This window comes from Stenotrophomonas acidaminiphila, assembly GCF_014109845.1.
GTDB lineage: Bacteria > Pseudomonadota > Gammaproteobacteria > Xanthomonadales > Xanthomonadaceae > Stenotrophomonas > Stenotrophomonas acidaminiphila.
Map to the genome: position 1 here is coordinate 354,791 of NZ_CP043567.1, position 23,650 is coordinate 378,440.

Annotated in this window: 21 protein-coding genes; 12 read left to right on the plus strand and 9 right to left on the minus strand. The window is 68.7% G+C overall.

The genetic code is table 11. From position 1 onward, the window contains the following. Window positions 1-2: 2 nt before the first annotated feature. Both F0P95_RS01875 and F0P95_RS01880 read right to left on the minus strand, forming a co-directional pair. On the minus strand, window positions 3-302 hold the full coding sequence (locus tag F0P95_RS01875) for a hypothetical protein (RefSeq protein WP_182335473.1): 300 nt from the start codon (window positions 300-302) through the stop codon (window positions 3-5). A gap of 67 nt (window positions 303-369) precedes the next feature. Continuing rightward, on the minus strand, window positions 370-1,662 hold the full coding sequence (locus F0P95_RS01880) for a tryptophan--tRNA ligase (RefSeq protein ID WP_182335474.1): 1,293 nt from the start codon (window positions 1,660-1,662) through the stop codon (window positions 370-372). A 109-nt stretch (window positions 1,663-1,771) separates the two neighbouring features. On the opposite strand from F0P95_RS01880, the gene F0P95_RS01885 reads away from it, so the two are divergent. Continuing rightward, on the plus strand, window positions 1,772-2,554 hold the full coding sequence (locus F0P95_RS01885) for a hypothetical protein (protein ID WP_182335475.1): 783 nt from the start codon (window positions 1,772-1,774) through the stop codon (window positions 2,552-2,554). A gap of 72 nt (window positions 2,555-2,626) precedes the next feature. Here the strand turns inward: F0P95_RS01885 and F0P95_RS01890 are convergent, their stop codons facing one another. The 4 genes from F0P95_RS01890 to rocF all read right to left on the minus strand — a co-directional run bounded on the left by F0P95_RS01890 (window position 2,627) and on the right by rocF (window position 4,443). Next, window positions 2,627-2,848: a CsbD family protein gene (locus F0P95_RS01890; RefSeq protein WP_182335476.1), complete on the minus strand. Its 222-nt coding sequence runs from the start codon at window positions 2,846-2,848 to the stop codon at window positions 2,627-2,629. Between the two features lie 192 nt (window positions 2,849-3,040). Then, on the minus strand, window positions 3,041-3,175 hold the full coding sequence (locus F0P95_RS01895; RefSeq protein ID WP_056932450.1) for an entericidin A/B family lipoprotein: 135 nt from the start codon (window positions 3,173-3,175) through the stop codon (window positions 3,041-3,043). A 67-nt stretch (window positions 3,176-3,242) separates the two neighbouring features. Further along, window positions 3,243-3,395: an entericidin A/B family lipoprotein gene (locus F0P95_RS01900; protein WP_182335477.1), complete on the minus strand. Its 153-nt coding sequence runs from the start codon at window positions 3,393-3,395 to the stop codon at window positions 3,243-3,245. Window positions 3,396-3,522: 127 nt separating this feature from the next. Beyond that, window positions 3,523-4,443, minus strand: a complete 921-nt coding sequence (gene rocF / locus F0P95_RS01905) for an arginase (protein ID WP_182335478.1) — start codon at window positions 4,441-4,443, stop codon at window positions 3,523-3,525. 215 nt (window positions 4,444-4,658) lie between these two features. Here rocF and hemN point away from each other — a divergent pair, with 215 nt between their 5' ends. From hemN to F0P95_RS01955, 10 genes are all read left to right on the plus strand, one after another. Then, a complete protein-coding gene (hemN, locus tag F0P95_RS01910) occupies window positions 4,659-6,056 on the plus strand; it encodes an oxygen-independent coproporphyrinogen III oxidase (RefSeq protein WP_182335479.1) in 1,398 nt (465 codons plus the stop codon). Between the two features lie 19 nt (window positions 6,057-6,075). Further along, window positions 6,076-6,831: a helix-turn-helix domain-containing protein gene (locus tag F0P95_RS01915; protein WP_056932454.1), complete on the plus strand. Its 756-nt coding sequence runs from the start codon at window positions 6,076-6,078 to the stop codon at window positions 6,829-6,831. A 988-nt stretch (window positions 6,832-7,819) separates the two neighbouring features. Continuing rightward, window positions 7,820-10,096 (plus strand): nitric-oxide reductase large subunit, encoded by a 2,277-nt coding sequence (locus F0P95_RS01920; RefSeq protein WP_182335480.1) that lies wholly within the window; start codon window positions 7,820-7,822, stop codon window positions 10,094-10,096. A gap of 325 nt (window positions 10,097-10,421) precedes the next feature. Beyond that, a complete protein-coding gene (locus F0P95_RS01925; RefSeq protein WP_182335481.1) occupies window positions 10,422-11,651 on the plus strand; it encodes an NnrS family protein in 1,230 nt (409 codons plus the stop codon). A 5-nt stretch (window positions 11,652-11,656) separates the two neighbouring features. Further along, window positions 11,657-12,058, plus strand: a complete 402-nt coding sequence (locus tag F0P95_RS01930) for a SirB2 family protein (RefSeq protein WP_182335482.1) — start codon at window positions 11,657-11,659, stop codon at window positions 12,056-12,058. A gap of 5 nt (window positions 12,059-12,063) precedes the next feature. Then, window positions 12,064-12,315: a DUF2249 domain-containing protein gene (locus F0P95_RS01935; RefSeq protein ID WP_182335483.1), complete on the plus strand. Its 252-nt coding sequence runs from the start codon at window positions 12,064-12,066 to the stop codon at window positions 12,313-12,315. Next, entirely contained in the window at window positions 12,312-13,538 is a 1,227-nt protein-coding gene (locus F0P95_RS01940) for a hypothetical protein (RefSeq protein WP_182335484.1), read from the plus strand. Before F0P95_RS01935 ends, F0P95_RS01940 begins: the two co-directional genes overlap by 4 nt. Before the next feature lie 185 nt (window positions 13,539-13,723). Beyond that, window positions 13,724-14,797 carry a copper-containing nitrite reductase gene (nirK, locus tag F0P95_RS01945; RefSeq protein ID WP_182335485.1) on the plus strand — a complete coding sequence of 358 codons (1,074 nt, stop codon included), beginning with the start codon at window positions 13,724-13,726 and terminating at the stop codon, window positions 14,795-14,797. 14 nt (window positions 14,798-14,811) lie between these two features. Next, window positions 14,812-15,579, plus strand: coding sequence for a formylglycine-generating enzyme family protein (locus F0P95_RS01950; RefSeq protein WP_182335486.1), 768 nt, complete (start codon window positions 14,812-14,814; stop codon window positions 15,577-15,579). Beyond that, window positions 15,576-16,172 carry an SCO family protein gene (locus F0P95_RS01955; protein WP_182335487.1) on the plus strand — a complete coding sequence of 199 codons (597 nt, stop codon included), beginning with the start codon at window positions 15,576-15,578 and terminating at the stop codon, window positions 16,170-16,172. The genes F0P95_RS01950 and F0P95_RS01955 overlap by 4 nt, the downstream gene beginning before the upstream one ends. 246 nt (window positions 16,173-16,418) lie before the next feature. On the opposite strand, the gene F0P95_RS01960 is transcribed toward F0P95_RS01955, so the two are convergent. The 3 genes from F0P95_RS01960 to F0P95_RS01970 form a co-directional block, all read right to left on the minus strand. Beyond that, window positions 16,419-16,979: a cytochrome b gene (locus F0P95_RS01960; RefSeq protein WP_182335488.1), complete on the minus strand. Its 561-nt coding sequence runs from the start codon at window positions 16,977-16,979 to the stop codon at window positions 16,419-16,421. Window positions 16,980-17,539: 560 nt separating this feature from the next. Next, on the minus strand, window positions 17,540-18,706 hold the full coding sequence (locus F0P95_RS01965) for a hypothetical protein (protein ID WP_182335489.1): 1,167 nt from the start codon (window positions 18,704-18,706) through the stop codon (window positions 17,540-17,542). Between the two features lie 301 nt (window positions 18,707-19,007). Continuing rightward, the gene (locus tag F0P95_RS01970; protein WP_198422015.1) at window positions 19,008-20,381 is read right to left on the minus strand and encodes a putative bifunctional diguanylate cyclase/phosphodiesterase; all 1,374 of its coding nucleotides are present in this window, start codon (window positions 20,379-20,381) and stop codon (window positions 19,008-19,010) included. Window positions 20,382-21,479: 1,098 nt separating this feature from the next. Between F0P95_RS01970 and F0P95_RS01975 the strand changes: the two genes are divergently transcribed. Beyond that, a complete protein-coding gene (locus tag F0P95_RS01975) occupies window positions 21,480-23,633 on the plus strand; it encodes a TonB-dependent siderophore receptor (RefSeq protein WP_182335490.1) in 2,154 nt (717 codons plus the stop codon). Window positions 23,634-23,650: the final 17 nt, after the last annotated feature.

Here is a 23,650-nt window from a genome sequence, read left to right on the forward strand (position 1 = left end):
TGTCAGGCGCGGTACAGCACGCGCGGCCGCAGCAGCAGCGCCAGCACCATCATCGCCAGGAATCCGCCATAGGCGTAGAGCACCGCCAGGATCTGCCGCCACAGGCTGTCCGCGTCGACCTCGGCCGCGCCGATGCGGTACCCCCAATGCATGAAGCCGATGCTGACCAGCAGCGCCAGCAGCAGCATCGCGGCGTCGTACACGGTGCGCGCGCGGTGCCGCGGTTGCCGCGGGAACCACCAGTACAGCGCGGCCACCACCGCGAACCAGGGCAGGAACAGCAACAACGACAACCAGGCCATCGTCAGCTCCATGTTGGGCGCGCACCGGCATGGCGCGCGCCGTGGCAGACAGCGCAGCTGCGCCGTATCAGTCCGCTTCGCGCAGCTGGCGCAATGCCGCCAGCACCGCGTCGACATCGGCCTCCAGGCGGAACAACCCGCTCTGCAGCGCGTCGCCCTGCTCGGCCTGCTTGAGCACGGCGATCAACTGGCCGGCGTCGCGCGGCGAATCGAAGCCTTCGCTCTGCACCAGCAGCGTGCCCTCGCCGTCGAGCAGCTTGAAGTAGAAACGGCCATCCTTCTCGCGGTACTGCTTGAACAGCGGCAGCGCGGCCTTGGCCGCGGCCACGGCCTTCGGCGCGTCGCCGGCGCTGGACAGGTCGCGCAGGCCCACGGCGTGGCGCAGCTCCTTCAGCAGCGGGATGGCGAACTGCTCGCGCAGCTGCTGCCCGCGCCTGCGCAGGATCGCCTCGATCTTCTCCGGCTCGGCCATCAGCGCGTTGTAGCGCTCGCGCAGCGGCGCCAGCTCGCTGTCGATGCGCTCGAACAGCTGCTGCTTGGCATCGCCCCAGCCGATGCCGGCGGCAAACGCCGCGGCGAACGCGGCGGTCTGCTCCGCGGTCGCGAAGGCCTGGTACATCTGGAACAGCGCCGAGCCCTCGGTGTCCTTCGGCTCGCCGGGCGCGCGCGAGTCGGTGACGATGGAGAACACCAGCTTCTTCAGCTCCTCGCGCGGGGCGAACAGCGGGATGGTGTTGTGGTAGCTCTTGCTCATCTTGCGGCCGTCCAGGCCGGCCAGGGTCGCCACCTGCTCGTCGATGATCACTTCCGGCAGGGTGAAATACTCCTTGCCGTAGATGTGGTTGAAGCGCTGGGCGAAATCGCGCGCCATCTCGATGTGCTGGATCTGGTCGCGGCCGACCGGCACCTTGTCGGCATTGAAGATCAGGATGTCGGCGGCCATCAGCACCGGGTACATGAACAGCCCGGCGGTGATGCCGGCATCGTCGTCCAGCTGTTCCTCGCGGTTCTTGTCCACCGCCGCCTTGTAGGCGTGGGCGCGGTTGAGGATGCCCTTGCCGGCGACCACGGTCAGGAACCACATCAGCTCGGTGGTTTCCGGGATGTCGCTCTGCCGGTAGAACCACACCGTGTCCGGGTCCAGGCCGCAGGCAAGCCAGCTGGCGGCGATCTCCAGGGTCGAGCGCTGGGTGCGCCCGGGCTCCTGCGACTTGATCAGGCTGTGCAGGTCGGCCAGGAAGAAGAAGCTCTCGATCCCGGGCGCGCGGCTGGCCGCGACGGCCGGGCGGATGGCGCCGACGTAGTTGCCCAGGTGGGGAGTGCCGGAGGGGGTGATGCCGGTAAGGACGCGGGTAGTCATGAACGCAGACGTGACGGACGGATTAACCGGCCCAGTGTAACCGCCGCGCGCCAACCCCGCCGCCCGCATCCATCCGTTCATGGCCCCGTCCCCCGCCACGGAGCCCGCCATGTACCGCCTCCTCGCCTGCCTGCTGACCCTCCCGGCCCTGTGCGGCTTCCGCCCGGCGCCGCCCGTTCCGCCCACGCCGGTGGCGTTGTCGCTGGTCGACCGCGACAGCGGCGATGAAGCCACGCCGTACCTGCATCGCGGCCAGCAGTGGGTCGCCGGCACCCCGGGCCACCGCTATGCCGTGCGCCTGCGCAATCTCAGTGGCGAGCGCGTGCTGGTGGTGCTGTCGGTGGACGGGATCAACGCCATCAGCGGCCAGACCGCGGCGCCGGACCAGGCCGGCTACGTGCTCGAACCTTGGCAGGAGAGCGACATCACCGGCTGGCGCAAGTCGTCCGCGGAGGTGGCGCAGTTCGTGTTCACCGACCCGGGCGACAGCTATGCCAGCCGCACCGGCCGCCCGGCCAACGTGGGCGTGGTCGGCATCGCCGTGTTCGGCGAGGCGCGGCCGCTGTCGATCGCCCAGGCACTGGCGCCGCGGCCGGCGCCACTGCGCGCGCAGGAGGCAGGCGCCGACCGCGCGATGGACGCATCGGCAGCGCGGGCCGCGGGCGCCGAGCGCCAGCAACTGGGCACCGGCCATGGCGGGCGCGAGGCATCGGCCAGCCGCGCCACCGGCTTCGAGCGCGCCAGCCGCGCGCCGGTACAGGTCAGCCGGATCCGCTACGACACCCGTTCGCGCCTGGCGGCGATGGGCATCATGCCGGGCCAGCGCAGCGACCCCGCGCCGCGCGCGTTCCCGGGCGGCTTCGTACCCGATCCGCCGCCGCGTTGGCGCTGATGGCGCAGACACCAGACGGGCCGCATGATGCGGCCCGTCCGGATACAGCACAGGGGGAGGGAGCCTGCTGGCTCAGTGCCAGTCCGGATGATCCCGGTGCAGCGCGTCCTGGAAATCGCGCACTTCCTTCTCGGCGCGATCCTTAGCCCAGCCATAGCGCTCCTGCAGGCGCCCGGCGAGGTACTGCGCATTGCCTTCGGCCACCTTGAAATCGTCGTCGGTCAGGTCGCCCCACTTGGCCTGCGCCTTGCCCTTGAGCTGGCTCCACTTGCCGGAAATGATGTCTTTGTTCATGCGTGTCTCCTTTCGGGGGAATGGCGGCAGCTCCGCCGCACGAACAGCATGCCGGTGCGGATGTTGGCAGGACATCGACGATTTGTGTGCAGGCGACGACGTTCTTGAACGGCGCTTCAGCTTGCACCGGTCGCGACAACGAAAAAGGCCGGCATCTCGCCGGCCTCTTCCGCGTCTGCCAGTCGCCGCGCATCAGCGCTTGGCTGCGTCCTCCACCTTCTCGCCGGCCTTCTGCACGTCCTTGCCGGCACCGGCGACGGTGTTGCAGCCGGACAGCACCGCGATCGAGAACAACGACAGCATCATCAGGGCAACCGTGCGCTTCATGTCTATCTCCTGTGTGGCTCTTGGATGGCGCTTCAATGGCGCGGCCCGCGGCGGGCCGCGGCGGGGATCAACACTTGCCGTCGCTGCAGTCGTGGGCCTTGTGTTCGACCTTCTCGCCGGCCTTCTGCATGTCCTTGCCGGCGCCGGCCACGGTGTTGCAGGCGCTGAGCATCCCCGCCGAAAACACCCCCAGCAGGGCCAGCATCAGTACTCGCTTCATCAGGTTTCTCCTCTGCTCGACTGGCGGCCGCCGGGTGGCGAGGCCGCGTGTGGAGAGGAATCTGGCGGCATTCACGTGCAGCGGGCGTGAACGCCGCCGGCGCAGGTTCAGCGACGTGCTGCGGCCGTCAATCGCGCATCAGGGTGGATTTGCCGAACAGGCTTTCGACCAGGTCCACCGCCAGCTTGGCGGTGCGGTTGCGGCGATCCAGCAGCGGATTGAGCTCGACGATGTCCAGCGAGCCCATCAGCCCGGTGTCGGCGATCATCTCCATCACCAGCTGCGCCTCGCGGTAGTTGACCCCGCCCGGCACCGTGGTGCCCACGCCCGGGGCGATGCTCGGGTCGAGGAAGTCCACGTCGAAACTGACGTGCAGGTGGGTATTGGCGTCGATGCCTTCGAGCGCGGCCTCCATGGCCCGCTTCATGCCGCTCTCGTCGATGTAGCGCATGTCGTACACATCCACCTGGTGCTGCTTGATCAGGCGCTTCTCGTCCTGGTCCACCGAGCGGATGCCGATCTGCCGCACCTGCTGCGGCGAGATCGCCGGCGCGTCGCCGCCGAGCCGGGTCAGCGCGTCCGGGCCGAGCCCGCACAGGCACGCCACCGGCATGCCGTGGATGTTGCCCGAAGGGGTGACTTCGGAGGTGTTGAAATCCGAATGTGCGTCCAGCCACAGCACCCGCAGCTGCTTGCCCTGCTCGCGGCACCAGCGCGCCACCGCGGTGATCGAGCCGATGCCCAGGCAGTGGTCGCCGCCCAGCATGATCGGCAGGCGGCCATCGCCCAGCTCGACCAGGGTCGCCTCCATCAGCGCATGGTTCCACGCGACCACTTCATCCAGGTGCCGGTAGCCGTCCACCGGCCCGGTCCACGGGTTGCGCGGCCCCTGCAGGTTGCCGATGTCGCGCACGTCCACGCCACGGCCGGCCAGCGCCTCGGGCAGGCCGGCGATGCGCAGCGCCTCCGGTCCCAGGCGCGCGCCGCGGTGGCCGGCACCGACGTCGGTGGGCACGCCGATCAGCGAAACGGGACGATGAGTGGCCATGATTCCTCCGGAGCAAAGCGGTGCAGTCTAGCGAGCGCAGGTTACAGCCGCCCGCGGCAACGCAGCAGCGCGCTTCCTCACGCCGGGCAAACACCCCCGCTTGGCAGCCCCGTGCACGCGGCGGGCCCGGGCACCGCAACCCACTCCAGGCAAGGCGCAGGGCGACGGTTGACGCACGTCAAGGACAAGCCGACGGCGCCTGCTAGGCTGCCGCAATGGCCACTCCGTCCCCCCTGTTCGACCCCGAGCTGCTGCGGCGCTACGACGCACCTGGGCCGCGCTATACCTCCTATCCGACCGCCCCGCAGTTCACCCCCGGGTTCCAGGAGGCCGACCTTGTCGAGATGGCGGCAACCAGCAACGGCGACCCGATCCCGCGCCCCCTGTCGCTGTACCTGCACATCCCGTTCTGCGCCAGCCCCTGCTTCTATTGCGGCTGCAACCGCATCATCACCCGCGACACCGCGCGCGGCGCCGCCTACCTGACCCGGCTGTACCGCGAGATGGCGATGATGTCCGCGCTGTTCGACCGCGACCGCGACGTCGAGCAGGTCCACTTCGGTGGCGGCACCCCCAACTTCCTCACCCCGGCGCAGATCGCCGAGGCCATGGACGTGCTGCGCCGGCATTTCTCCTTCGCCCCGGCCGCGCGCCTGGACTGCTCCATCGAGCTGGACCCGCGCTTCATCAGCCCCGGGCAGATCGGCGAACTGGCCGCGGCCGGCTTCAACCGCGCCAGCCTCGGCGTGCAGGACTTCGACCCCGAGGTGCAGCGCGCGGTCAACCGCATCCAGAGCGTGGAGCAGACCCTGGCGATCATCGACGCCTGCCGCCAGCATGGCCTGCGCTCGGTCAACGTGGACCTGATCTACGGCCTGCCACGGCAGACCCTGGAAGGCTTCTCGCGCACCCTGGACATCACCCTGCAGGCGCGCCCGGAGCGGCTGGCGATCTACGGCTATGCGCACCTGCCGTCGATGTTCCGCCCGCAGCAGCGCATCGACGCCAGCGAACTGCCCGCGCCGGAAGCCAAGCTCGCGCTGCTGCAGTGCGCGATCGACAAGCTCGGCCAGGCCGGCTACGTCTACATCGGCATGGACCACTTCGCCCTGCCCGACGACAGCCTGGCCGTGGCCCAGCGCAACGGCAGCCTGCACCGCAACTTCATGGGCTACACCACCCACGCCGAGAGCGACCTGATCGGCCTGGGCGTTAGCGCCATCAGCCATATCGGCCCCAGCTTCAGCCAGAACCCGCGCGACCTCGGCAGCTGGGAGCAGGCCATCGACCGCGGCCACCTGCCGGTATGGCGCGGCCTGCGCCTGGAGGAGGACGACGTGATCCGCGCCGATGTGATCCAGCGCCTGATGTGCCATGGCACCCTGGATTTCCGCGACATCGAGCAGCGGCATGTGATCGACTTCCCAACTTACTTCGCCACGGCGCTGGAGCGCCTGCAGGCACTGCAGGAGGACGGGCTGGTGGAGCTTTCCGCCGACGGTCTGGCGGCCACCTCGCGGGGACGGCTGCTGTTGCGTATCATCGCCATGTGCTTCGACCGCCACCTGCCCACCGCCGCCGCAGCGACACCGTGCTTCTCGCGTACGGTGTAACCCCGACGGGAGTGCCCGAATGAGTTCCCCGCTGGTCTTCCCGCGCACCGATGCGCGCATCGTCGCCGACGACGGCGACGCCCTGACGTTCTGTTCCACCTGCGCGTTTTCGCAGGCATGCCTGTCCGAAGGCATGGACAAGGGCGCGCTGGCCGACCTGCACGTGCTGGTCGAACACGTCGGTCCGCTGCGTGCCGGCGAGCACGTGTTCCGCGAGGGCGACTCGTTCAGCGCGATCGCCGCGGTCCGCGCCGGCACGGTCAAGACCTACCAGACCGACCGCAATGGCCACGAGCAGGTACTGGGTTTCCACCTGCCGGGCGAGGTGATCGGCCTGAATGCGATCCACGGCGACCGCTACCCGTGCAACGCGGTAGCGCTGGATACGGTGATGCTGTGCCGCTTCTCGTTCCCGCGCATCGCCCTGCTGGCCACGCGCCTGCCCAACCTGCAGCAGCACCTGTTCAAGCTGATGAGCCGCGACATCGGCGTGGCGTCGCTGTTCGCGCGCGACAACAGCGCCGACGAGCGCATGGCGGCGTTCCTGATCGGCCTGTCGCGGCGCCTGGCCGCGCGCGGCTTCTCGCCGCGCCGGTTCCAGCTGACCATGGCCCGCACCGATATCGCCAACTACCTGCGGCAGGCGCCGGAGACGGTGAGCCGGGTGCTGCGCCGCTTCGAGCAGGAAGGGCTGCTGCACATCAAGCAGCGCGACGTGGAGATCCTCGACCTGCCGCGCCTGGAGGCAATGGCGCTGACGGTCCTGCGCGACTGAGTCCGCTGGCGGCGCGTTTCAGTAAAACCCCGCTCCCCGGAGCCCGCCGCCGCGCGGGCGCTCGCCTGTCTACGCCATCGCGGGTGCGACAACGGTGATCCTGCCCGGCATTCGCCGCGCGGGCCTGCTTGCGCCGCGCCGCGCAGGTGCCGGTGCCGGTGCCGGAGCAATGAACCCGAAGACAGCGCGGGACGATGCACGCCGCTCTTCCATGCAACAACAACGAACCGGAAGGCGCAGACGCGCGGCTTCGCCGCGGTGAGCGGGCGGGTGCCACCAGGCAACTGCCGCGTGCCGCTCTGCCTCGCCGTCGGCACCCGTAGTAGGTGGCGGCTGGCGGCTGGCGGCTGGCGGCTGGCGGCTGGCGGCACGTCGTACCGTGGCTGCGGAGTCGCGCGTGACCCCGCATTGTGCTGCGAACGGGGGCATCGCGCGCCCGGCGGCTCCCCGTGCACGCGAAGGAACAGGCATTCCGTTCCAGCCGACAGCACCAAATCCCCTGTTCGCGTGAGCGGTCATCGCGGCGGCGTGGGTTTGCCTGTACAGCCCGGACGACAGCAGAAGCAGGATCAGGAATTCCATCATTGGGCAGGTGACGGATCACCCTGATCCGCCATACGGTTTCGAAAGACGTGTCCGTACGCGTGCGGAGTGCATTGGACACGGACAGGCACGGACCCGCACGCGAACGGTCGGGCTGCGTGCGCCGGCTCCCTGCGCGGGTCGCGCGGCGCGTGCACGGCGTACACCCCGCGTCACCCGGACGCGTGCTCCACGTCGCCCTTCGGCGGCTGCGCTGCCCGGCTCGATGCGCCGTCGCGGGACGCCGCGGGACGCCGGAAACACGCCGGGAAATGCGCGCTCACGGCACCCGCATGAAGCCCTGTCCGGGGCGCCCCGATGCAATCGCCGCGGTGCTTGACCTGCGTCATGGAGCCCCCTGGCGGCCACGCCGATGATGCGCCGGTATCCTCAGGAGAGCCGCAACATGAATTCCACACGCAAGCTATGGGTAGGGTTGGCGGCCCTGCTCATCGCCTCGTTCGCCGTCCTGCTATGGGTCGGCAGCGAGGTCCATCGCCAGGCGCCCCCTCTGCCCGAAAAGGTCGTGACCGAGGACGGCCGGGTCATCTTCACCCGCAAGGACATCGAGACCGGCCGCCAGGTCTGGCAATCGATCGGTGGCCAGCAGCTGGGCTCGATCTGGGGCCACGGCGGCTACGTCGCCCCGGACTGGGGCGCGGACTGGCTGCACCGCGAAGCCGAGGCCGTGCTGGACATCTGGGCCCGGCGCGAGGCCGGCGCCGAGAGCTACAAGCAGCTCGACGCCGCCACCCAGGCCGCCTACGCCAAGCGCGTGCAGACCCTGCTGCGGCCCAACACCTACGACGCCGTGGACGGCGCGATCATCGTCGACAACGACCGCGCCGCGGCGATCGCCACGGTGGCAGCGCACTACGAGAGCCTGTTCTCGGCCGATCCGGCCACCGGCGAGCTGCGCGAAGCCTATGCCATGCGCAACGACACGGTGTCCGACGCCGGGCATCGCCGCCAGCTGACCGCCTTCTACTGGTGGGCGGCATGGGCGTCGGTGACCGAACGTCCCGGCTCGGATATCACCTACACCGCCAACTGGCCGGCCGACAGCCTGGTCGGCAACACCGCGCCGCCGAGCGCCTTCATCTGGACGGTGTTCAGCGTGCTGTTCCTGATCGCCGGCATCGCCCTGCTCGGCTGGCACTACGCGGTCAACCACGGCGATGAAATGGCCCCGGTGCTGCCGAAGACCGACCCGCTGGCCGCGATCAAGGTAACCCCGTCGATGCGCGCCACCGCCAAGTATTTCTGGGTGGTGATCGCACTGTTCCTCACCCAGATCCTGCTCGGCGCCATCACCGCGCACTACCAGGTCGAAGGCCAGCAGGCCTACGGCTTCGCCATCGCCGATGTGCTGCCGTACTCGCTCACCCGCACCTGGCACACGCAGCTGGCGGTGTTGTGGATCGCCACCGCGTGGCTGGGCATGGGCCTGTACATCGCACCGGCCATCTCCGGCCACGAGCCGAAGTTCCAGCGGCTGGGGGTGAACTTCCTGTGGATCTGCCTGATCGTGATCGTGGTCGGCTCGTTCGCCGGGCAGTGGTTCGCGGTCATGCAGAAGCTGGGCCTGAAGCACAACTTCTGGTTCGGCCACCAGGGCTGGGAATACGTGGACCTGGGCCGCTTCTGGCAGTGGTTCCTGTTCATCGGCCTGGTGCTGTGGCTGACCCTGGTCGGCCGTGCGCTGTGGCCGGCGATCAGGAACGGCGGCGAGTCCAGGTCGATCGTCAGCCTGCTGTTCCTGTCGGTGGTCGCCATCGGCCTGTTCTATGCGGCCGGCCTGATGTGGGGCGAGCATACGCACCTGTCGATGGTCGAGTACTGGCGCTGGTGGGTGGTGCACCTGTGGGTGGAAGGCTTCTTCGAGGTCTTCGCGGTGGCGGTCATCGCCTTCCTGTTCACCCGCCTGGGCATGCTGCAGGTGAAGTCGGCCACCGTGGCCGTGCTGTTCGCCACCATCGTGTTCATGGCCGGCGGCGTGCTCGGCACCCTGCACCACCTGTACTTCACCGGCACACCGACCGCGGTGATCGCGCTGGGCGCCAGCTTCAGCGCGCTGGAAGTGGTGCCGCTGGCCTACGTGGGCTTCGAGGCGTACCACAACTACCGCATGGGCAAGGCCACGCCGTGGATGGCCAAGTACAAGTGGCCGATCCTGTTCTTCATCGCGGTCTCGTTCTGGAACCTGGTCGGTGCCGGCCTGTTCGGCTTCCTGATCAACCCGCCGCTGTCGCTGTACTACATGCAGGGCCTGAACCTGACCCCGACCCACGGCCACACCGCGCTGTTCGGCGTGTACGGCATGCTCGGCATCGGCCTGATGCTGTTCTGCCTGCGTGGGCTCAAGCCGGACGTGGTGTGGAACGAGAAGCTGCTCAAGGCCAGCTTCTGGGCACTGAACCTGGGCCTGGCCGGCATGGCCGCGTTCACGCTGCTGCCGCTGGGCATCCTGCAGCTCAGCGCCGCGCTCAAGCACGGCTACTGGTATGCGCGCTCGGCCGAGTTCATGCAGCAGCCGATCGTGGACATGCTGGTGTGGATGCGCGTCCCGGCCGATACGCTGTTCAGCGTCGGCGCGCTGGCGCTGGCCTGGTTCGTGTTCCGCCTGTGGGTGGCGCCGCGCAAGGCGGCGGCACTGCCGGTGGGCGAGGCCGACCAGGCCTGAGCCGACGCACCACGTGATGTAACCGGGGAAGAGCCGCGCAAGCGGCTCTTCCTTTTTGTGCACGGCGATCCGGAAGTCTGTCGTTGCCGCCGTGATCCTTCCTTTCCGCTTTCCGCTTTCCGCTTTCCGCTTTTCGCTTTTCGCTTTTCGCTTTTCGCTTTCGACTTTCGGCTCCGTCGCTGCGGAAGGGCGCGGAAGTCAACGCCAGGAGCAGAAGCCGGGCCTCCCCCGGCAACGGCAACGACAGCCGCCTCCCGGCCCGCGACCACCCCCAAACCTGACCCACGTCAAGGCACCATCCGCCCCCCGGTAGCAAGCTGCGCCCATGGAAAACCACGCCCCGCCGCCGCCCCGCCTGTCTCCCGCCTGGCTCGGCCATGCACCGCACCGGCTGATGTTCTTCGTCGGCGCCGGCAACGTCCTGCTGGCGATGGCGTGGTGGGCATTGTGGCTGGCGGCGGCGCGCTGGGGCGGCTGGACGATGCCCGAGATGGCGATACCCGCCGGCTGGCTGCATGCCTTCGTGATGCAGTACCTGGTGCTGCCCAGCTTCATCTTCGGCTTCCTGCTGACCGTGTTCCCGCGCTGGATGGGCCTGCGCGAGCTGGAACGCTGGCGCTATGTGCCGGTAGGCCTGGGCCTGATGGGCGGGCAGCTGGCCATCCTGCTCGGCGCGGCGGGATGGCAGGCGGGGCTGACCGTGGGCCTGTGGATGGCGCTGGCCGGCTGGACCTCGGCGCTGTTCACCCTGGGCCGCCTGCTGGCCGACGAGAAGGGCCGCACCTGGCACGCACGCTCATGCTTCGCCGGGCTGGTGCTGGGCTGGCTGGGGCTGGCGATGTTCATCGCCTTCGTGCTCGGCGCCTCGCCCGCCTGGGCCTTCGCCAGCATCAAGATCGGCGGCATGGGCCTGCTGTTGCCGGTGTACGTGACCGTGGCGCACCGCATGTTCCCGTTCTTCGCCAGCAACATCGTGCCGGGCTATCAGCCGTGGCGGCCGCTGCCGTGGCTGGGTGCGGTATGGGCGCTGCTGCTGGTGCACCTCGGGCTGGAGCTGGTGCACGGCTATGCCTGGCTGTGGCTGGCCGATGCGCCGCTGCTGCTGCTGACCGGCTGGGCGGTTTGGCGCTGGTGGCCGCGGCGGCGCATGCCCGGCCTGCTGGCGGTGCTGTTCGTCGGCACCGCATGGCTGCCGGTGACCTTCGCGCTGTACCTGGTGCAGAGCGTGACGTACCTGGCGAGCGGCGATTTCATCCTCGGCCGCGCACCGATGCATGCGCTGTTCATCGGCTTCTTCGGCAGCCTGCTGGTGGCGATGGTGACGCGGGTGACCCAGGGCCACTCCGGGCGGCCGCTGGTGATGCCGAAGGTGGCATGGTTCGCGTTCGGCCTGCTTCAGGTGGTGGCGGTGATGCGCATCGTCGCCGACATCGCGCCCGACGCGCTGGCGTGGCAGGCCGCGGCCGCCTTCGGCTGGCTGCTGGCGCTGGCGCCGTGGGTCACGCGCATCGGCCGGATCTACCTGGCACCGCGTGCGGACGGGCGCCCCGGATGAGCGCGATGCTGGTCTTCTACCCGGACATCAAGCTTGTCCATATCAGCGCCGCGATGAGCAGCGGCACCCTGTTCGCGCTGCGCGCACTGGCGCTGATGGCCGGCATGCGCTGGCCGCGGCTGGCCGCGGTGCGCTACCTGAGCTACACCATCGACACCGTGCTGCTGACCGCGGCGATGATGCTGCTGACCCTGCTGCCTTCGGCCCTGTTCGCCAACGGCTGGCTGTGGACCAAGCTCGTCTTCCTGGTGGCCTATGTCGGGCTGGGCATGGCCGCGTTCCGGCGTGGACGCAACGCGCGCGCGCGCGCCGTGCTGGTGACCGCGGCGGCACTGTGCTTCCTGCAGATCTACGGCATCGCGCGGACGCATCACCCGCTGGGCTGGCTGCTGTGGCTGGGCGGTTGAACCCGGTGACGGCACCGCGCCTGGACCTGCGCGGCCTGCCGGCTCCGCAGCCGATGGAGCACATCATCGCCTGCCTGCACACGCTGCCGCCGGGACAACGGCTGGTGGCGCTGACGCCGATGTATCCCGCGCCACTGCTGCCGATGCTCGAGCAGATGGGCTTCGCCTGGAATGCGCAGACCACCGCGGACGGCGCCTGCCTGGTGGTCTGCCACGCAGCCGACCGGCACCTTCTGGACGCGCCGCCGGCACCATGAGCGGCCTGGCATTCGCCCAGGCGCCGCCGCCGTCGCACCCGCTGCGCTTCCTCGCCAGCTCGCTGCTCTGGGGCGCACTGGCCGGCGCCTGGCTGCTGGCCGGGGGCGACGCCCTGCTGCTGTCCGTGCATGCACCGGCCACCATCGCGCTGGTGCACGTGTTCACCCTGGGCCTGCTGGGCAACGCGATGCTCGGCAGCCTGGTGCAGTTCCTGCCGGTGGCCGCAGCCAGTCCGCTGCCGCTGGCGCGCGGCATCGCACCGCTGCATGCCACGTTCAACCTGGGCGTGATGTTGCTGCTGCCGGCGATCGCCATGCATTCGATCCTGTGCGGCATGCTCGCGGCGCCCCTGCTGCTGAGCACGCTGGCACTGTCAGCAGGCGCGGTACTGGTCGCGGTGGTGCGCGGCAGCGGTGCACGCGCGGTGCGTATCGGCATCGGCCTGGCCGCGGCGTCCCTGCTGGCGGCGCTCGTGCTGGGCGCCGCGCTGCTGTCGATGCGGCTGGGGTGGCTGGCTCCGGCCAGGCCGCTGACCGCTGCGCACGCCGGATTCGGCCTGCTGGGCTGGGTGCTGGGACTGCTGGCCGCGGTGGGCAGCATGGTCATGCCGATGCTGCAGGGCGTGCGTTGCATCGCGCCGGCATGGCTGTGGGCGTGGCTGGTCCTGCTGGCCGGGGTGATGCTGGCTGCGGCGGCCGATGGCCTCGGCGCCACGCTGCCCGCGGCAGCGGCGCGCACCCTGGCCACATTGCCGTTGCTGCTGTTCGCCACCACGGTGATCGTGCTGCAACTGCGCGCGCCGCATCGCCGCGGTACCGTGCTGCGGCGGTTCTGGGCGCTGGGTGGCGTGGCGCTCGGCTGCGGCGCATTGGCGATGTGGCTGCCGGGCCGGGGCGTGCTTGCCGGCGCGCTGGTGGTGGCGGTGGGCTTTCCCGCACTGGTGCTGGGCATGGCGATGGAAATCGCCGGGTTCCTCGCCTGGATCGAGCTGCGCCGGCGCATGCCGCGTGGTACCCGCGTCCCCGGCGTCGGCAGCCTGTTCGACGAGCGGCACAAGCGGCGGGTGTGGTGGCTGCATGCGGCCGCGTCGCTGTCGCTGGCCGTGGCCTGCGTGCTGCCGGGACTGGCGCGTGTCGCCGGCGCCCTGCTGGTGATGGCATGGCTGGGCGCCGCCCATGCGCTATGGCGCTGCTGGCGTTCGGCATCGACCTGGCAGGCCTGAGCGCCGCGTTGGCGGGACTGCATGGAGGCGCGATCGGCCGGGCTTTTGACCTTGGTCAAGTCGCGTGTGATTGGGCCGATTTCGCGGCTTTCCGACGGGGCTGGATTGATCCGGATCAACGCTGCGGGGCAGTCCGCGCCGGGAACATGGACCCATCGGCCTGAGGCCATTCACGGGGTAACAACATGAAGCGCCTGCACCACCCATTCGCCGCCTGCGCACTCGCCGGCGCCATCGCCGCCGCCTTCGCCGGCAATGCCTTCGCAGCAAAGAAAGACGTCGCCGACGCACCGCTGGAAACGATCCAGGCCGTGCTGACCGCGCCGCCGTTCGCACCGCCACCGATCACCCGCAAGACGCCGGCCCATGTCGTCGTCGACCTGGAAATGGTCGAGAAGGACATGCGCATGGCCGATGGCGTGACCTACAACTACTGGACCTTCGGTGGCACGGTGCCGGGCAGCTTCATCCGCGTACGCAAGGGCGATACGGTGGAGTTCAAGCTGAAGAACCACCACAGCTCGCACTTCTCGCACAACATCGACCTGCATGCGGTCACCGGCCAGGGCGGTGGTGCCGAGGCCACGTTCACGCTGCCGGGCAAGGAGACGCAGTTCACCTTCAAGGCGCTCAATCCGGGCCTGTACATCTACCACTGCGCGATGGCGCCGGTGGGCATGCACATCGCCAACGGCATGTACGGCCTGATCCTGGTCGAGCCGGAGGAAGGCATGGAGCCGGTGGACAAGGAGTTCTACGTGGTGCAGGGCGACTTCTACACCGAAGGCGCGCACGGTGAGCCGGGCCTGCAGCCCTTCAGCCTGGAGAAGGCCATCGAGGAACACCCGACCTACGTGGTGTTCAACGGTTCGGTCGATTCGCTGCAGGGCGACAAGGCGCTGACCGCCAAGGCCGGCGAGAAGATCCGCATCTTCGTCGGCAACGGCGGCCCGAACCTGGTGTCGAGCTTCCACGTCATCGGCGAGATCTTCGACAAGGTCTACACCGAGGGCGGCTCGAAGTACCAGGAGAACGTGCAGACCACGCTGGTCCCGGCCGGTGGTTCGGCTATCGTCGAGTTCAAGGCCGACGTGCCCGGCAACTTCGTGCTGGTCGACCACAGCATCTTCCGCACCTTCCACAAGGGCTCGCTGGGCATCCTCAAGGTCGAGGGCGAGAAGAACCCGGAGATCTACACCGGCCAGCAGCACGACATCGACTACAAGGAAGGCGTGCCGCAGGGCAGCCAGCACAAGTAAGCAGGGCCACGCACATGGAACGGACGCTCTTCCTGGTGTTGCTCCTGGCATCGGCCACCGCCGCTGCCGTGGAGGCCGATGACGGCTACCGCAACGTTGCCGGCGGTCCGTTCCGTTCCTCCGTGCGGTTCGAGGAAACCTCCGCCACGCGCGTCGTGGTGGACTTCTCGCTGATGGCACGCCCGGTCAGCAACGCGCAGTTCGCCGCATTCCTGGCGCGCAACCCGCAGTGGCGGCGCGACCAGGTTCCAGCGGTGTTCTCCAGTCCCGGCTACCTCGGCCACTGGGCGCACCCGGATGCGCCCGGCGACGCGCTCGACCCACAGGCGCCGGTCACCCACGTGAACTGGTACGCAGCCGACGCCTATTGCCGTGCCGACCAGGCGCGCCTGCCGACTTTCCTCGAATGGGAGTACGCGGCGGCCGCCGACGCCACCCGCGCTGACGCGCGTGGCGACCGCGCCTGGCGCCTGCGCCAGGTCAACGACGGAACCCCACGCGCCCCCGATGCCGCCGCCGGCGCACCGGCCAACGTCCATGGCATCCATGCCCTGCACGGCGCGCACTGGGAGTGGAGCGAGGATTTCGCCTCGCTGCTGGCCGGCGGCGACCGCCGTGGCCAGGCCGATGGCGATGCGCTGCGCTATTGCGGCGCCAGCGCCATGGCTTTCAACGATCCGGGCGACTACGGCGTGGTCAAGCGCTTCGTGTTGCTGTCGGCGCTTCAACCCGGGGCCACCCTGGGCAATCTCGGTTTCCGCTGCGCAAGGAGCCAGCCATGAACAGACCCATCGCATTCCTGCTGCTCGGCCTGGCGCTGGGCGTGTCGCCCGTGCTCAACGCCGCCGACGCGCCGGTTGCGCCGGCGGCCAGCCTGCCCGGCCAGTCGCTGTACCACCTGCAGGTCACGCTCACCGACCAGCACGGGGCGTCCGTGCCATGGACGTCGCTGCGCGGCCGTCCGCAGCTGGTATCCATGTTCTACGGCAACTGCCACCTGATGTGCCCGCTCATCATCGAGAGCGCCAAGGCGGTGCAGAAGCAGTTGCCGGCCGACCAGCGCACGCGCCTGGACGTGGACATGCTGACCCTCGATCCGGTACGCGACACTCCCGCAGCGCTGGCCGAGATCGCGCAGCGCCACCGCGCGCCCGGCGAATGGCGCTTCCTGCGCCCGGCCGAAGGCGACGTGCGCGCCCTCGCCAACCTGCTGGACGTGCGCTACCGCTTCCGCGACGACGGCAGCATCAACCACACCAGCGTGCTGGTGCTGCTCGACGCGGAAGGCCGCGTACGCGCGCGCAGCGAAGTGCAGGGCGTGGCTGCGGACCCGGAAATGGTGGCCGCCATCGGCGCCGTACTCGACGGGCGCTGACACCCGTCATCCCGTCGCATTTTTTCGATGCTGCCGGTGCCGCGCCGGTGCATTTCTCCCCTTGCGGGGGCACACCGACCCCCCCGCAGCCGACAGGGCCTGCGGCGCAACGGGCGGCACCGGGTGTCGTTCGCGGCACGCGTCTGCCGCAGGACCGCCCGGGGGAACAGCCGGGATTGCGGCCGTACCTGGCGGCAAGCGGTGGAGCGGGGCCGGACACGCCGCCGCTCCACCCGGATCACCGGCCTAGGCGCCGTGCGCGCCGGCGTGGCGCCCAGCGGACGGCATCATCCGCCGCAGCGTGTTGTCCTTCATCACGTAGTGGTGCAGCAGCGCTGCCAGCGCGTGGATGCCGATCAGCCAATAGCCGACGGTACCGAGGGTCTCGTGCAGCTCCTTGAGCGTGCCGGCCAGCGTGGTATCCGTCGCCACCAGCGGCGGCAGGGCCAGGCCGAAGAACGGCACCGGCTTGCCCGCAGCGCTCAGCACCAGCCAGCCCAGCAGCGGCTGGGCGATCATGAAGACATACAGCAGCAGATGGACCGACGTGGCCGCCCAGCGCTGCCAGGCGGGTGGCGCCGGGACGATGGGCGGCGTGGTGGTCAGCATGCGCGCGATCATCCGCACCCACACCAGTGCGAGGATCGCCAGGCCTATCGAGAAATGCGCGCTCTTCATCAGCTCGCGCTGCGCAGTGCCCTTCTCGAAGATCCCGCGCAGTTCGATGGAGGCATACGCCAGCACGAACAGCAGCAGCATCAGCCAATGCAGCCCGATCGACCAGCGGTTGTAGGTTTCGTGTTTCATGGATTCCGGCTCCTGTGCCTGTTGCGGTTCTGCCAAGACCATCGCCCCGGGAAGCGTCGCCCGGCGCCAGACCGGCGCCACGCAGGGCTCTCCCCGTGCTGCATGCGTCACGATGCCGGCCATCCGCGCCGGACACCGCCTTCATGGTCATGCGGCCCTCCCCGCCGTTGACCCCCTCACAGCCGAACGCGCACGGCACGCCGCTGGCACTGACAGCCAGCGGTTGCACACGCACGACCGCGCATCTACCCGGACACGATACGCCCATCGTGCCCGCTCCGCTGGACGACGGCAGCGGCCCGCCGCTGCATGCAGCCGGCCCTGTCCACGCACGTGGGCAGCCGTCCGACCGCGAGGGTCACCTGGCCCGCCGCATGCACCGTGCCGTCGGGGCAAGCCGATACCAGTGGACGCGGGCACGGCCGGCCCGGTCACCGCGATATTCCCGTCATCGGGGATGCATCCCCGGCCCCTCGGTTGCCTGCGACCCACGCCCCGGCCTGCTCATGCAGGCTGCCCGTACACGCGGGTGACCGGCACCAGGATCGAACGCCCTCGCCTCAGTTCCGCGCGGGCTGAGCGATATGCCGATCCCAGTAGGCAGCCAGCTGGACGGCCTTGCGCGCACTGAGTTCGCTGCCCAGCTGCCTCATCGCCTTGCCCTGGTCCGGCATCCTCAGCCTGGCCCGCTCACGTGCGATCTCCAGCAGGGCACGTTGCCGAACGGTCAGGTTTCCAAACGGGTCGAAGTAGGAATCCAACCGGGCATGATCCTGGACCCCTGTCCAGGTAAAGGCCTCGGCGCCCGCCTGGTCCGCCACCCGCTGATACGCGTCGATCGCTTCGCGCGCACTCATGCGTCCGGCCAGGAGGGCAAAGCGCGTCTCCAGCAACCGCGTCTCGTACGTCTGCCCGTGCTCTGCCAGTGACTTCAGGGCACTGGCCACATAGGCATGGTCCATGTTCCCCGTATCCGCCTGCACACCGAGCAGGTTGAACGTGGCGATCGCGGCGTGGAACTCACGCCGGGCCGCAGCCGCCAGTTCGTCCGCGGTCGGATTTCCAACGGTTGATGGCTGGACGATCTCGATCCCCGCATCGGCGGACAGGACGTTCTCTATGTCGCGTTTGTGGAACTCACCGACGATGAGCACCACGGTCGATCCGGGGTGTGCCCTGGCCGCACTCGCCAGGCGCCTGGCCTGCAGGAACGTCCGGTACAGGTACATCCGCCGAGGCATGTCGTGCTCGGCCTTTGCCGCGGGCGTGGCGGCCCAGTCTGCGATCCGCTGCGTGTTGCCGGGATCGTCGGCGTGGAACAGGGTGCGTTTCAGCTGAGCGGGCTGGGGGAAGGAAAGGAACTGCTGGTAGCCGGAGCTCGGCCGTATTTCGGGGATCGATGACAGATCCAGGTCGAACCCCAGCCGGGCATCCTCCGCCGATGGCTGCCAGTCAACCGGACACAGCGCCACCCCATGCTCCCTGGCGAACGGGACCGCCACGTCCTGCACCTCATAGGTGAACTCGTAATAGCTGTTCCGGGCAAACTCGTCGGGAGACCGCTCGATGCAGATCGCGTCAGGATCGGCACGTGCGAGGAACGCGGCCAGGTGCGCCGGGCTGTCGGCCGGGGCCACAAGCTGGGCTGCATGATCGACCCCGAGAACGATGACCTTCGTTTTCGCGTCGTTGGCAGCGGCCGCAGCGACGAACGCCGTGCACAGCATCGCTGCGGATATCCATCGTGATTGACCCATGGCCTGTCCTTCCATTCTGCAAGCATCAGCAGTCTAGAAGACAGGCGTGTCACCCAACCGTGCCATTGGTTGTAGTCACCCCTGATGGCGCTGACGTCTGGACCGATGGAACAGGGCGGCTCCCCGTGTCCTGGCGACGCTGCTGCACCGTGCGTCCGCAGGCCTGCCGGCCATGTCGTCCGATCGCCTGGATACATGCCCTCTGGCGGCTTTCACGCGCACCCCGGTGCTCCACGCGCGCGGCGATCAGGGACGGTGCGGCGCTGCCGGGTCACTCCGTTGCCGCATCCTTCGCGCCCGCTGTTCGATGTGGGGACTGGTGCTCGACCAGCCACTGCTTGAAAGCGGAACCCGGCATGGGGCGGGCAAAGAGATAGCCCTGGAAGTGCGTACAGCCGAGACTGACCAGCAGGTCACGCTGCTCGATGGTCTCCACGCCCTCGGCCAGCGCATCCATGCCCATCACCTGCGATATCTCGACTATCTTGCCCAACAATCGCCGGGCGCCCTCCTGCTTGACCGCTTCATCGACGAACCGCCTGTCGATCTTGAGCTTCCGGACCGGCAGCGCGCGCAACGTGGACAAGGAGGAATATCCCGTCCCGAAATCGTCCAGGGCCCAGGTAACGCCCATCTTTTCGAATGCAATCATCCTGCTGGCCACCAACGCGGCATCCGCCGACAGCGCCGACTCGGTCAGCTCAAGCTCCAGCAGCCCGGGGTTGATGCCGGAAGAGCGTATGAGCGCGGAGCCCGCGGCCAGGAACTCATCGTCCAGCAGTTGCATGGGGCTGACATTCACCGCCAGCTTCAGTCCGCGGGTTGCCGGGTCGCGCGACCAGTCATTCAAGGTCTCGCATCCCTGGCGCAGGACTTCCAGCCCAAGATCACAGATCAGGGCACTGTCCTCCGCCACCGGGATGAAGGAATCGGGTGCAAGCAGGGTGCCGGAGGGATGGCGCCAGCGTACCAGTGCTTCCGCGCCGGTAATGGCACCGTTACTGAGCAACTGCGGCTGATAGTGGACTTCGAACTCCCCTTTCCGGACGGCACGCGCAAGTTCACGCTCCAGGCGCAACCGCCTGCCTATGTCGTTCCGATAGATGGCAAAGACCACCACCAGCAGCGCCATCGAGAACGCCGTGTTGAGCCTGGCGCCCCAGGCGCGCACTTCCAGCGGAGGAGACACGCCAGGTGCAAGCGGGTCGAGTGCCCCGATCGCGAATGCCGAGAACATGCCCAGGCATGCCAGCGGAAAGAAGAGCGAGCCATACCTTTCGCGCGCGTCAAACGTGGACGCCGCCCCGGCGGCAAGCGGCAGGAGGAACAAGTGGGCCGAGCGCGGTACCCATGCGACCGGGGCATCGATCAACGAGATCACGCAGACCACCAGGAATATGCCGTTGGCGACGATCAGCAGCGATGTCGTGTCACTGCGCGGAACGCGATGGAGGGCGAATATCCCGACTGCGATCAATCCGACGAACACCAGCGACAGGTCGCCACGGCCGAAGTGGAGATAGCAGAACGTCCACGCCAGTCCCAGGCTGATGCAGGTTCCCCCCGCAATGGACAGGATGGTCCTGGTCCTCTCCTGCCGCATTGATCGACGTGAGCTGGTGCGGGATGGCGGTATCTGGAGCACAACCAAATCCTTCTGGAATCGCCTTCCATTTTACGTCCGCGTCGCGGGCGGACAGTCTGTTTTCGCGCTCGATGGATGTCCCCACGCGACACGCGGCGACAGGCCAGGACACGCCGGAATGGCACAGCGAGAGCCGCGCCCAGCCACGGTCGAAGTGCTGCCTGCATCCGACGCGCCGGGTCGCCACGGCCCTCATGGTCGATCCGGCCTGGGCAGGGTCCGCACCGAGATCCGGGATGGATACGAAGAAGCGTTCCTGCGGCGGACAGGCCATCGCTGTACCGGGAAAGATCGCAGCTGGCACTTCGATGCAGGTACCGTTCCGCGGTCCTGCATCAGCGGTGTCGGCGCGACGTGGATTCCGGCGGGCTGGATGGGGCCGGCGCCAGGCACGCGACGCCATCACACGCTGGCAATGTCGCGCCCGGGAACAGAGGGCCGGGGCGTTGCCGGACAACAGGGTGCGGGCGGTCGTCGCGCGGGCAGGACGCCGCGCCTGCAGGCACTTCACAGCAGCATGGGGGCCAAGCGCGCAAAGAACCGTTTCCCTGCTCCAGGCTGCCGGCAGTTGCGGCTGTGGTCCGGCGTACCGAACTACCGCCCCCCCGCAGACGGGGTGCAGGCCGCAGTCATGCCTGGTCAGGCGCGTGGCCGGCCACGGCAATCTGCGGCCCGCACCGCACAGTTTTTCATCGCGGCCTGGTGCCGGTGCCAACAACCAACCGGGCTGTATCGCCAGCGGTGATGGCTTGGTCACGTTCCACCGATGCATGGCCGCTCCCCCATGGGCACGCTCAATGCCCGCCGACGGCAGACCGCCGGCGTCTTCCGCAGGCGCTCGATGGCCTGGCTCATCCCCACCGGAGTAGACGCTGCGTCGCCGTGCGCCTTGGCGCACGCGTTGGCGGGTGGGTGCTCCTGGCCGCCGGCAGACATGCCGATCCCCCGGATCTGGCTGGCGGGGGACGGCTGCACTGGGCTCCCCCTCGAGCGGATCACATCTGGCCGACACCCTCTTTCGGCTGTCCTTGCTGCCATCGGCAGGGACAGGTGCTAGACTGATGTTCTTGATAATCATTCGCATTATTATTCCATACAATGCAGCACTGCCCCTTTCCGCGCGCCTTGTTGGCCGCGTCGCTTTCCCTGGCCCTTTTCCAGGCGCATGCCCAGTCGGCCCCCGTGGATGCGGCGGCCCCCGATGTGACGGAGCTGGATTCGGTCCGGGTGCTGGGTCGGGCGCTGACCCTGTACAAGACGGATGATGCGGTGGTCGGTACCCGGACCGACACGCCTCTTGCGCTGGTACCGCAGTCGGTGCAGGTCATGCCGCGGGACCTGATCGACGACCAGGCAGCCCGCCAGGTCACCGACCTCTACCGCAGCATCAGCGGCATCAGTTTCTTCAGCTATGCCGGCGTCACCCTGCGTGGCTTCCGCCAGGAGAACGTGCTCTATGACGGCCTGCGGGGCGATCCCTATGCCGGCTTCTCGGTGCCCCAGCTGTTCAACATCGAACGCGTGGAAGTGCTCAAGGGCCCGGCCGGCGCCCTGTATGGCGGCGGCGATGCGGGCGGCGTGATCAACTACGTCACCCGCAAGCCGCAGGCCCAGGCACAGCGGCGGGCGGAGATCCAGGTCGGCAACGAGAACTTCGTCGCCGGGTCGCTGGAGGCTACCGGTCCGATCACCGCATCCGGCAGCGTGCGCTACCGTCTCGGCGCCTATGCCGACGGTGAAGAAGGCGTGCGCTGGAATGCGGACAGCCAGAGCGTGATCGGCGACGCCGCGGTCGCGTTCGAGGTCGGCGGGACGGGCGAGCTGACGCTGCAGTACACCGACATCACGCAGACCCTGGGCGGCAACCGGCTGCGCGGCGTGCCGGTGAACGACAGCGGCGATTTCCTTGCCAGCCGCCGCTGGAACCACAACGAGGCGACCGACTTCCTCGACATGCAGGCCAAGGTCGTGCTCGCGCAGTACCGGTTCTCGCCAGCGCCGGCGTGGGATGTGGACTTCGCCGCCCGCTGGTTCGAGAACAGCGAGCACCAGATCTACCACGAACCGATGGGACTGATTGACCGCGACGGCGACGGCACGGCCGAGTGGATGACGCGCCAGTTGCGCAACCAGTACCGCGACAATGACGCCTATGCCGCCAACGGCAATGCGGTCTGGCGCTTTTCCGCCGGTGGCGTCGAGCACAAACTGCTGTTCGGTGCCGACTGCTATCGCGCCGACGCCGACTTCCGCGCACAGACGGCCAACAGCGCGGATCTGCCGCGCAATGCCGGCCCGGTGCCGGGCATCGGCCTGTTCGACCCGGCCTACGGTGTCACCTCCCACAACGACTACGGCCTGGACGCCCTGCCCTGGCGCCAGACGCGTGCCCGCGGCCTGCGCTACGGCGGCTACCTGCAGGACGAGGTGACGCTGACGCCGCGCTGGTACGTGCTGGCCGGGCTGCGCTGGGACGGCTTCCGCGACGAAGACCTGATCGCCGGCACCCGCGTGGATGGCCACGATCTCAGCTGGCGCCTGGGCAGCACTTTCGTCCTGCGCGAAGGCCTGAACGCCTACGCCAGCGTGGCCAGCGGTTTCGTGCCGCAGGCCACCGGCAACCAGGACCCGGCCGCGGGCGGACCGTTCGATGCCGAACAGAGCCGGCAGTGGGAAGTCGGCCTGAAGACGCTGCTGGCCGGGGGACGGCTGACGCTCAACACGGCGCTGTACCGGATCGAGCGCAGCAACATCGTCCAGGCCACCGGCGAGGTGGTGGGCGGCGTCAACCAGCTGGCGACGCTGGGCCTGGTACGCAGCGAAGGACTGGAGGTCGACCTGCTGGCGGACGTGACCGATCGCTGGGTCGTCAACCTGGCCTATGCCTACAACGACGCGCGCGTGGTCGATGCGGGCAGCAATGGCATCACCAATGCATCGGGCGACCGCTTCGCCAACGCGCCGCGCAACAAGCTGGGGCTGTGGACGCGCTATGACTTTCCCGCGCTCGCATCGGCCCTGGGCTTCGGCGCCGACTACACCGGCGAGCGCGTCAGCCTGGACGGGCAGCGGGTCAAGTCCTACGCGGTCTTCGACCTGAGCTGGCAGACGCAATGGCGCGACTGGAAGTTCCAGGCCAACGTCAAGAACCTGTTCGACAAGGTCTATGCGGCCAGTGGCTTCATCAAGCGCAATGGCCACTTCCCGGGCGAGCCGCGACGGCTCTACCTGCAGGCGGCGTACGCGTTCTGAACCGCATGCGCCAGCCA

What these genes read in the sequence shown, in the direction of transcription:
- F0P95_RS01895 (WP_056932450.1), bottom strand. Translation starts at nt 3,175, where the DNA reads ATGAAGCGCACGGTTGCCCTGATGATGCTGTCGTTGTTCTCGATCGCG.
- F0P95_RS01920 (WP_182335480.1), top strand. Translation starts at nt 7,820, where the DNA reads ATGAATTCCACACGCAAGCTATGGGTAGGGTTGGCGGCCCTGCTCATC.
- F0P95_RS01890 (WP_182335476.1), bottom strand. Translation starts at nt 2,848, where the DNA reads ATGAACAAAGACATCATTTCCGGCAAGTGGAGCCAGCTCAAGGGCAAG.
- F0P95_RS01875 (WP_182335473.1), bottom strand. Translation starts at nt 302, where the DNA reads ATGGCCTGGTTGTCGTTGTTGCTGTTCCTGCCCTGGTTCGCGGTGGTG.
- F0P95_RS01955 (WP_182335487.1), top strand. Translation starts at nt 15,576, where the DNA reads ATGAACAGACCCATCGCATTCCTGCTGCTCGGCCTGGCGCTGGGCGTG.
- nirK (WP_182335485.1), top strand. Translation starts at nt 13,724, where the DNA reads ATGAAGCGCCTGCACCACCCATTCGCCGCCTGCGCACTCGCCGGCGCC.
- rocF (WP_182335478.1), bottom strand. Translation starts at nt 4,443, where the DNA reads ATGGCCACTCATCGTCCCGTTTCGCTGATCGGCGTGCCCACCGACGTC.
- F0P95_RS01930 (WP_182335482.1), top strand. Translation starts at nt 11,657, where the DNA reads ATGCTGGTCTTCTACCCGGACATCAAGCTTGTCCATATCAGCGCCGCG.
- F0P95_RS01885 (WP_182335475.1), top strand. Translation starts at nt 1,772, where the DNA reads ATGTACCGCCTCCTCGCCTGCCTGCTGACCCTCCCGGCCCTGTGCGGC.
- F0P95_RS01915 (WP_056932454.1), top strand. Translation starts at nt 6,076, where the DNA reads ATGAGTTCCCCGCTGGTCTTCCCGCGCACCGATGCGCGCATCGTCGCC.
- F0P95_RS01960 (WP_182335488.1), bottom strand. Translation starts at nt 16,979, where the DNA reads ATGAAACACGAAACCTACAACCGCTGGTCGATCGGGCTGCATTGGCTG.
- F0P95_RS01900 (WP_182335477.1), bottom strand. Translation starts at nt 3,395, where the DNA reads ATGAAGCGAGTACTGATGCTGGCCCTGCTGGGGGTGTTTTCGGCGGGG.
- F0P95_RS01925 (WP_182335481.1), top strand. Translation starts at nt 10,422, where the DNA reads ATGGAAAACCACGCCCCGCCGCCGCCCCGCCTGTCTCCCGCCTGGCTC.
- hemN (WP_182335479.1), top strand. Translation starts at nt 4,659, where the DNA reads ATGGCCACTCCGTCCCCCCTGTTCGACCCCGAGCTGCTGCGGCGCTAC.
- F0P95_RS01940 (WP_182335484.1), top strand. Translation starts at nt 12,312, where the DNA reads ATGAGCGGCCTGGCATTCGCCCAGGCGCCGCCGCCGTCGCACCCGCTG.
- F0P95_RS01965 (WP_182335489.1), bottom strand. Translation starts at nt 18,706, where the DNA reads ATGCTGTGCACGGCGTTCGTCGCTGCGGCCGCTGCCAACGACGCGAAA.
- F0P95_RS01880 (WP_182335474.1), bottom strand. Translation starts at nt 1,662, where the DNA reads ATGACTACCCGCGTCCTTACCGGCATCACCCCCTCCGGCACTCCCCAC.
- F0P95_RS01975 (WP_182335490.1), top strand. Translation starts at nt 21,480, where the DNA reads ATGCAGCACTGCCCCTTTCCGCGCGCCTTGTTGGCCGCGTCGCTTTCC.
- F0P95_RS01950 (WP_182335486.1), top strand. Translation starts at nt 14,812, where the DNA reads ATGGAACGGACGCTCTTCCTGGTGTTGCTCCTGGCATCGGCCACCGCC.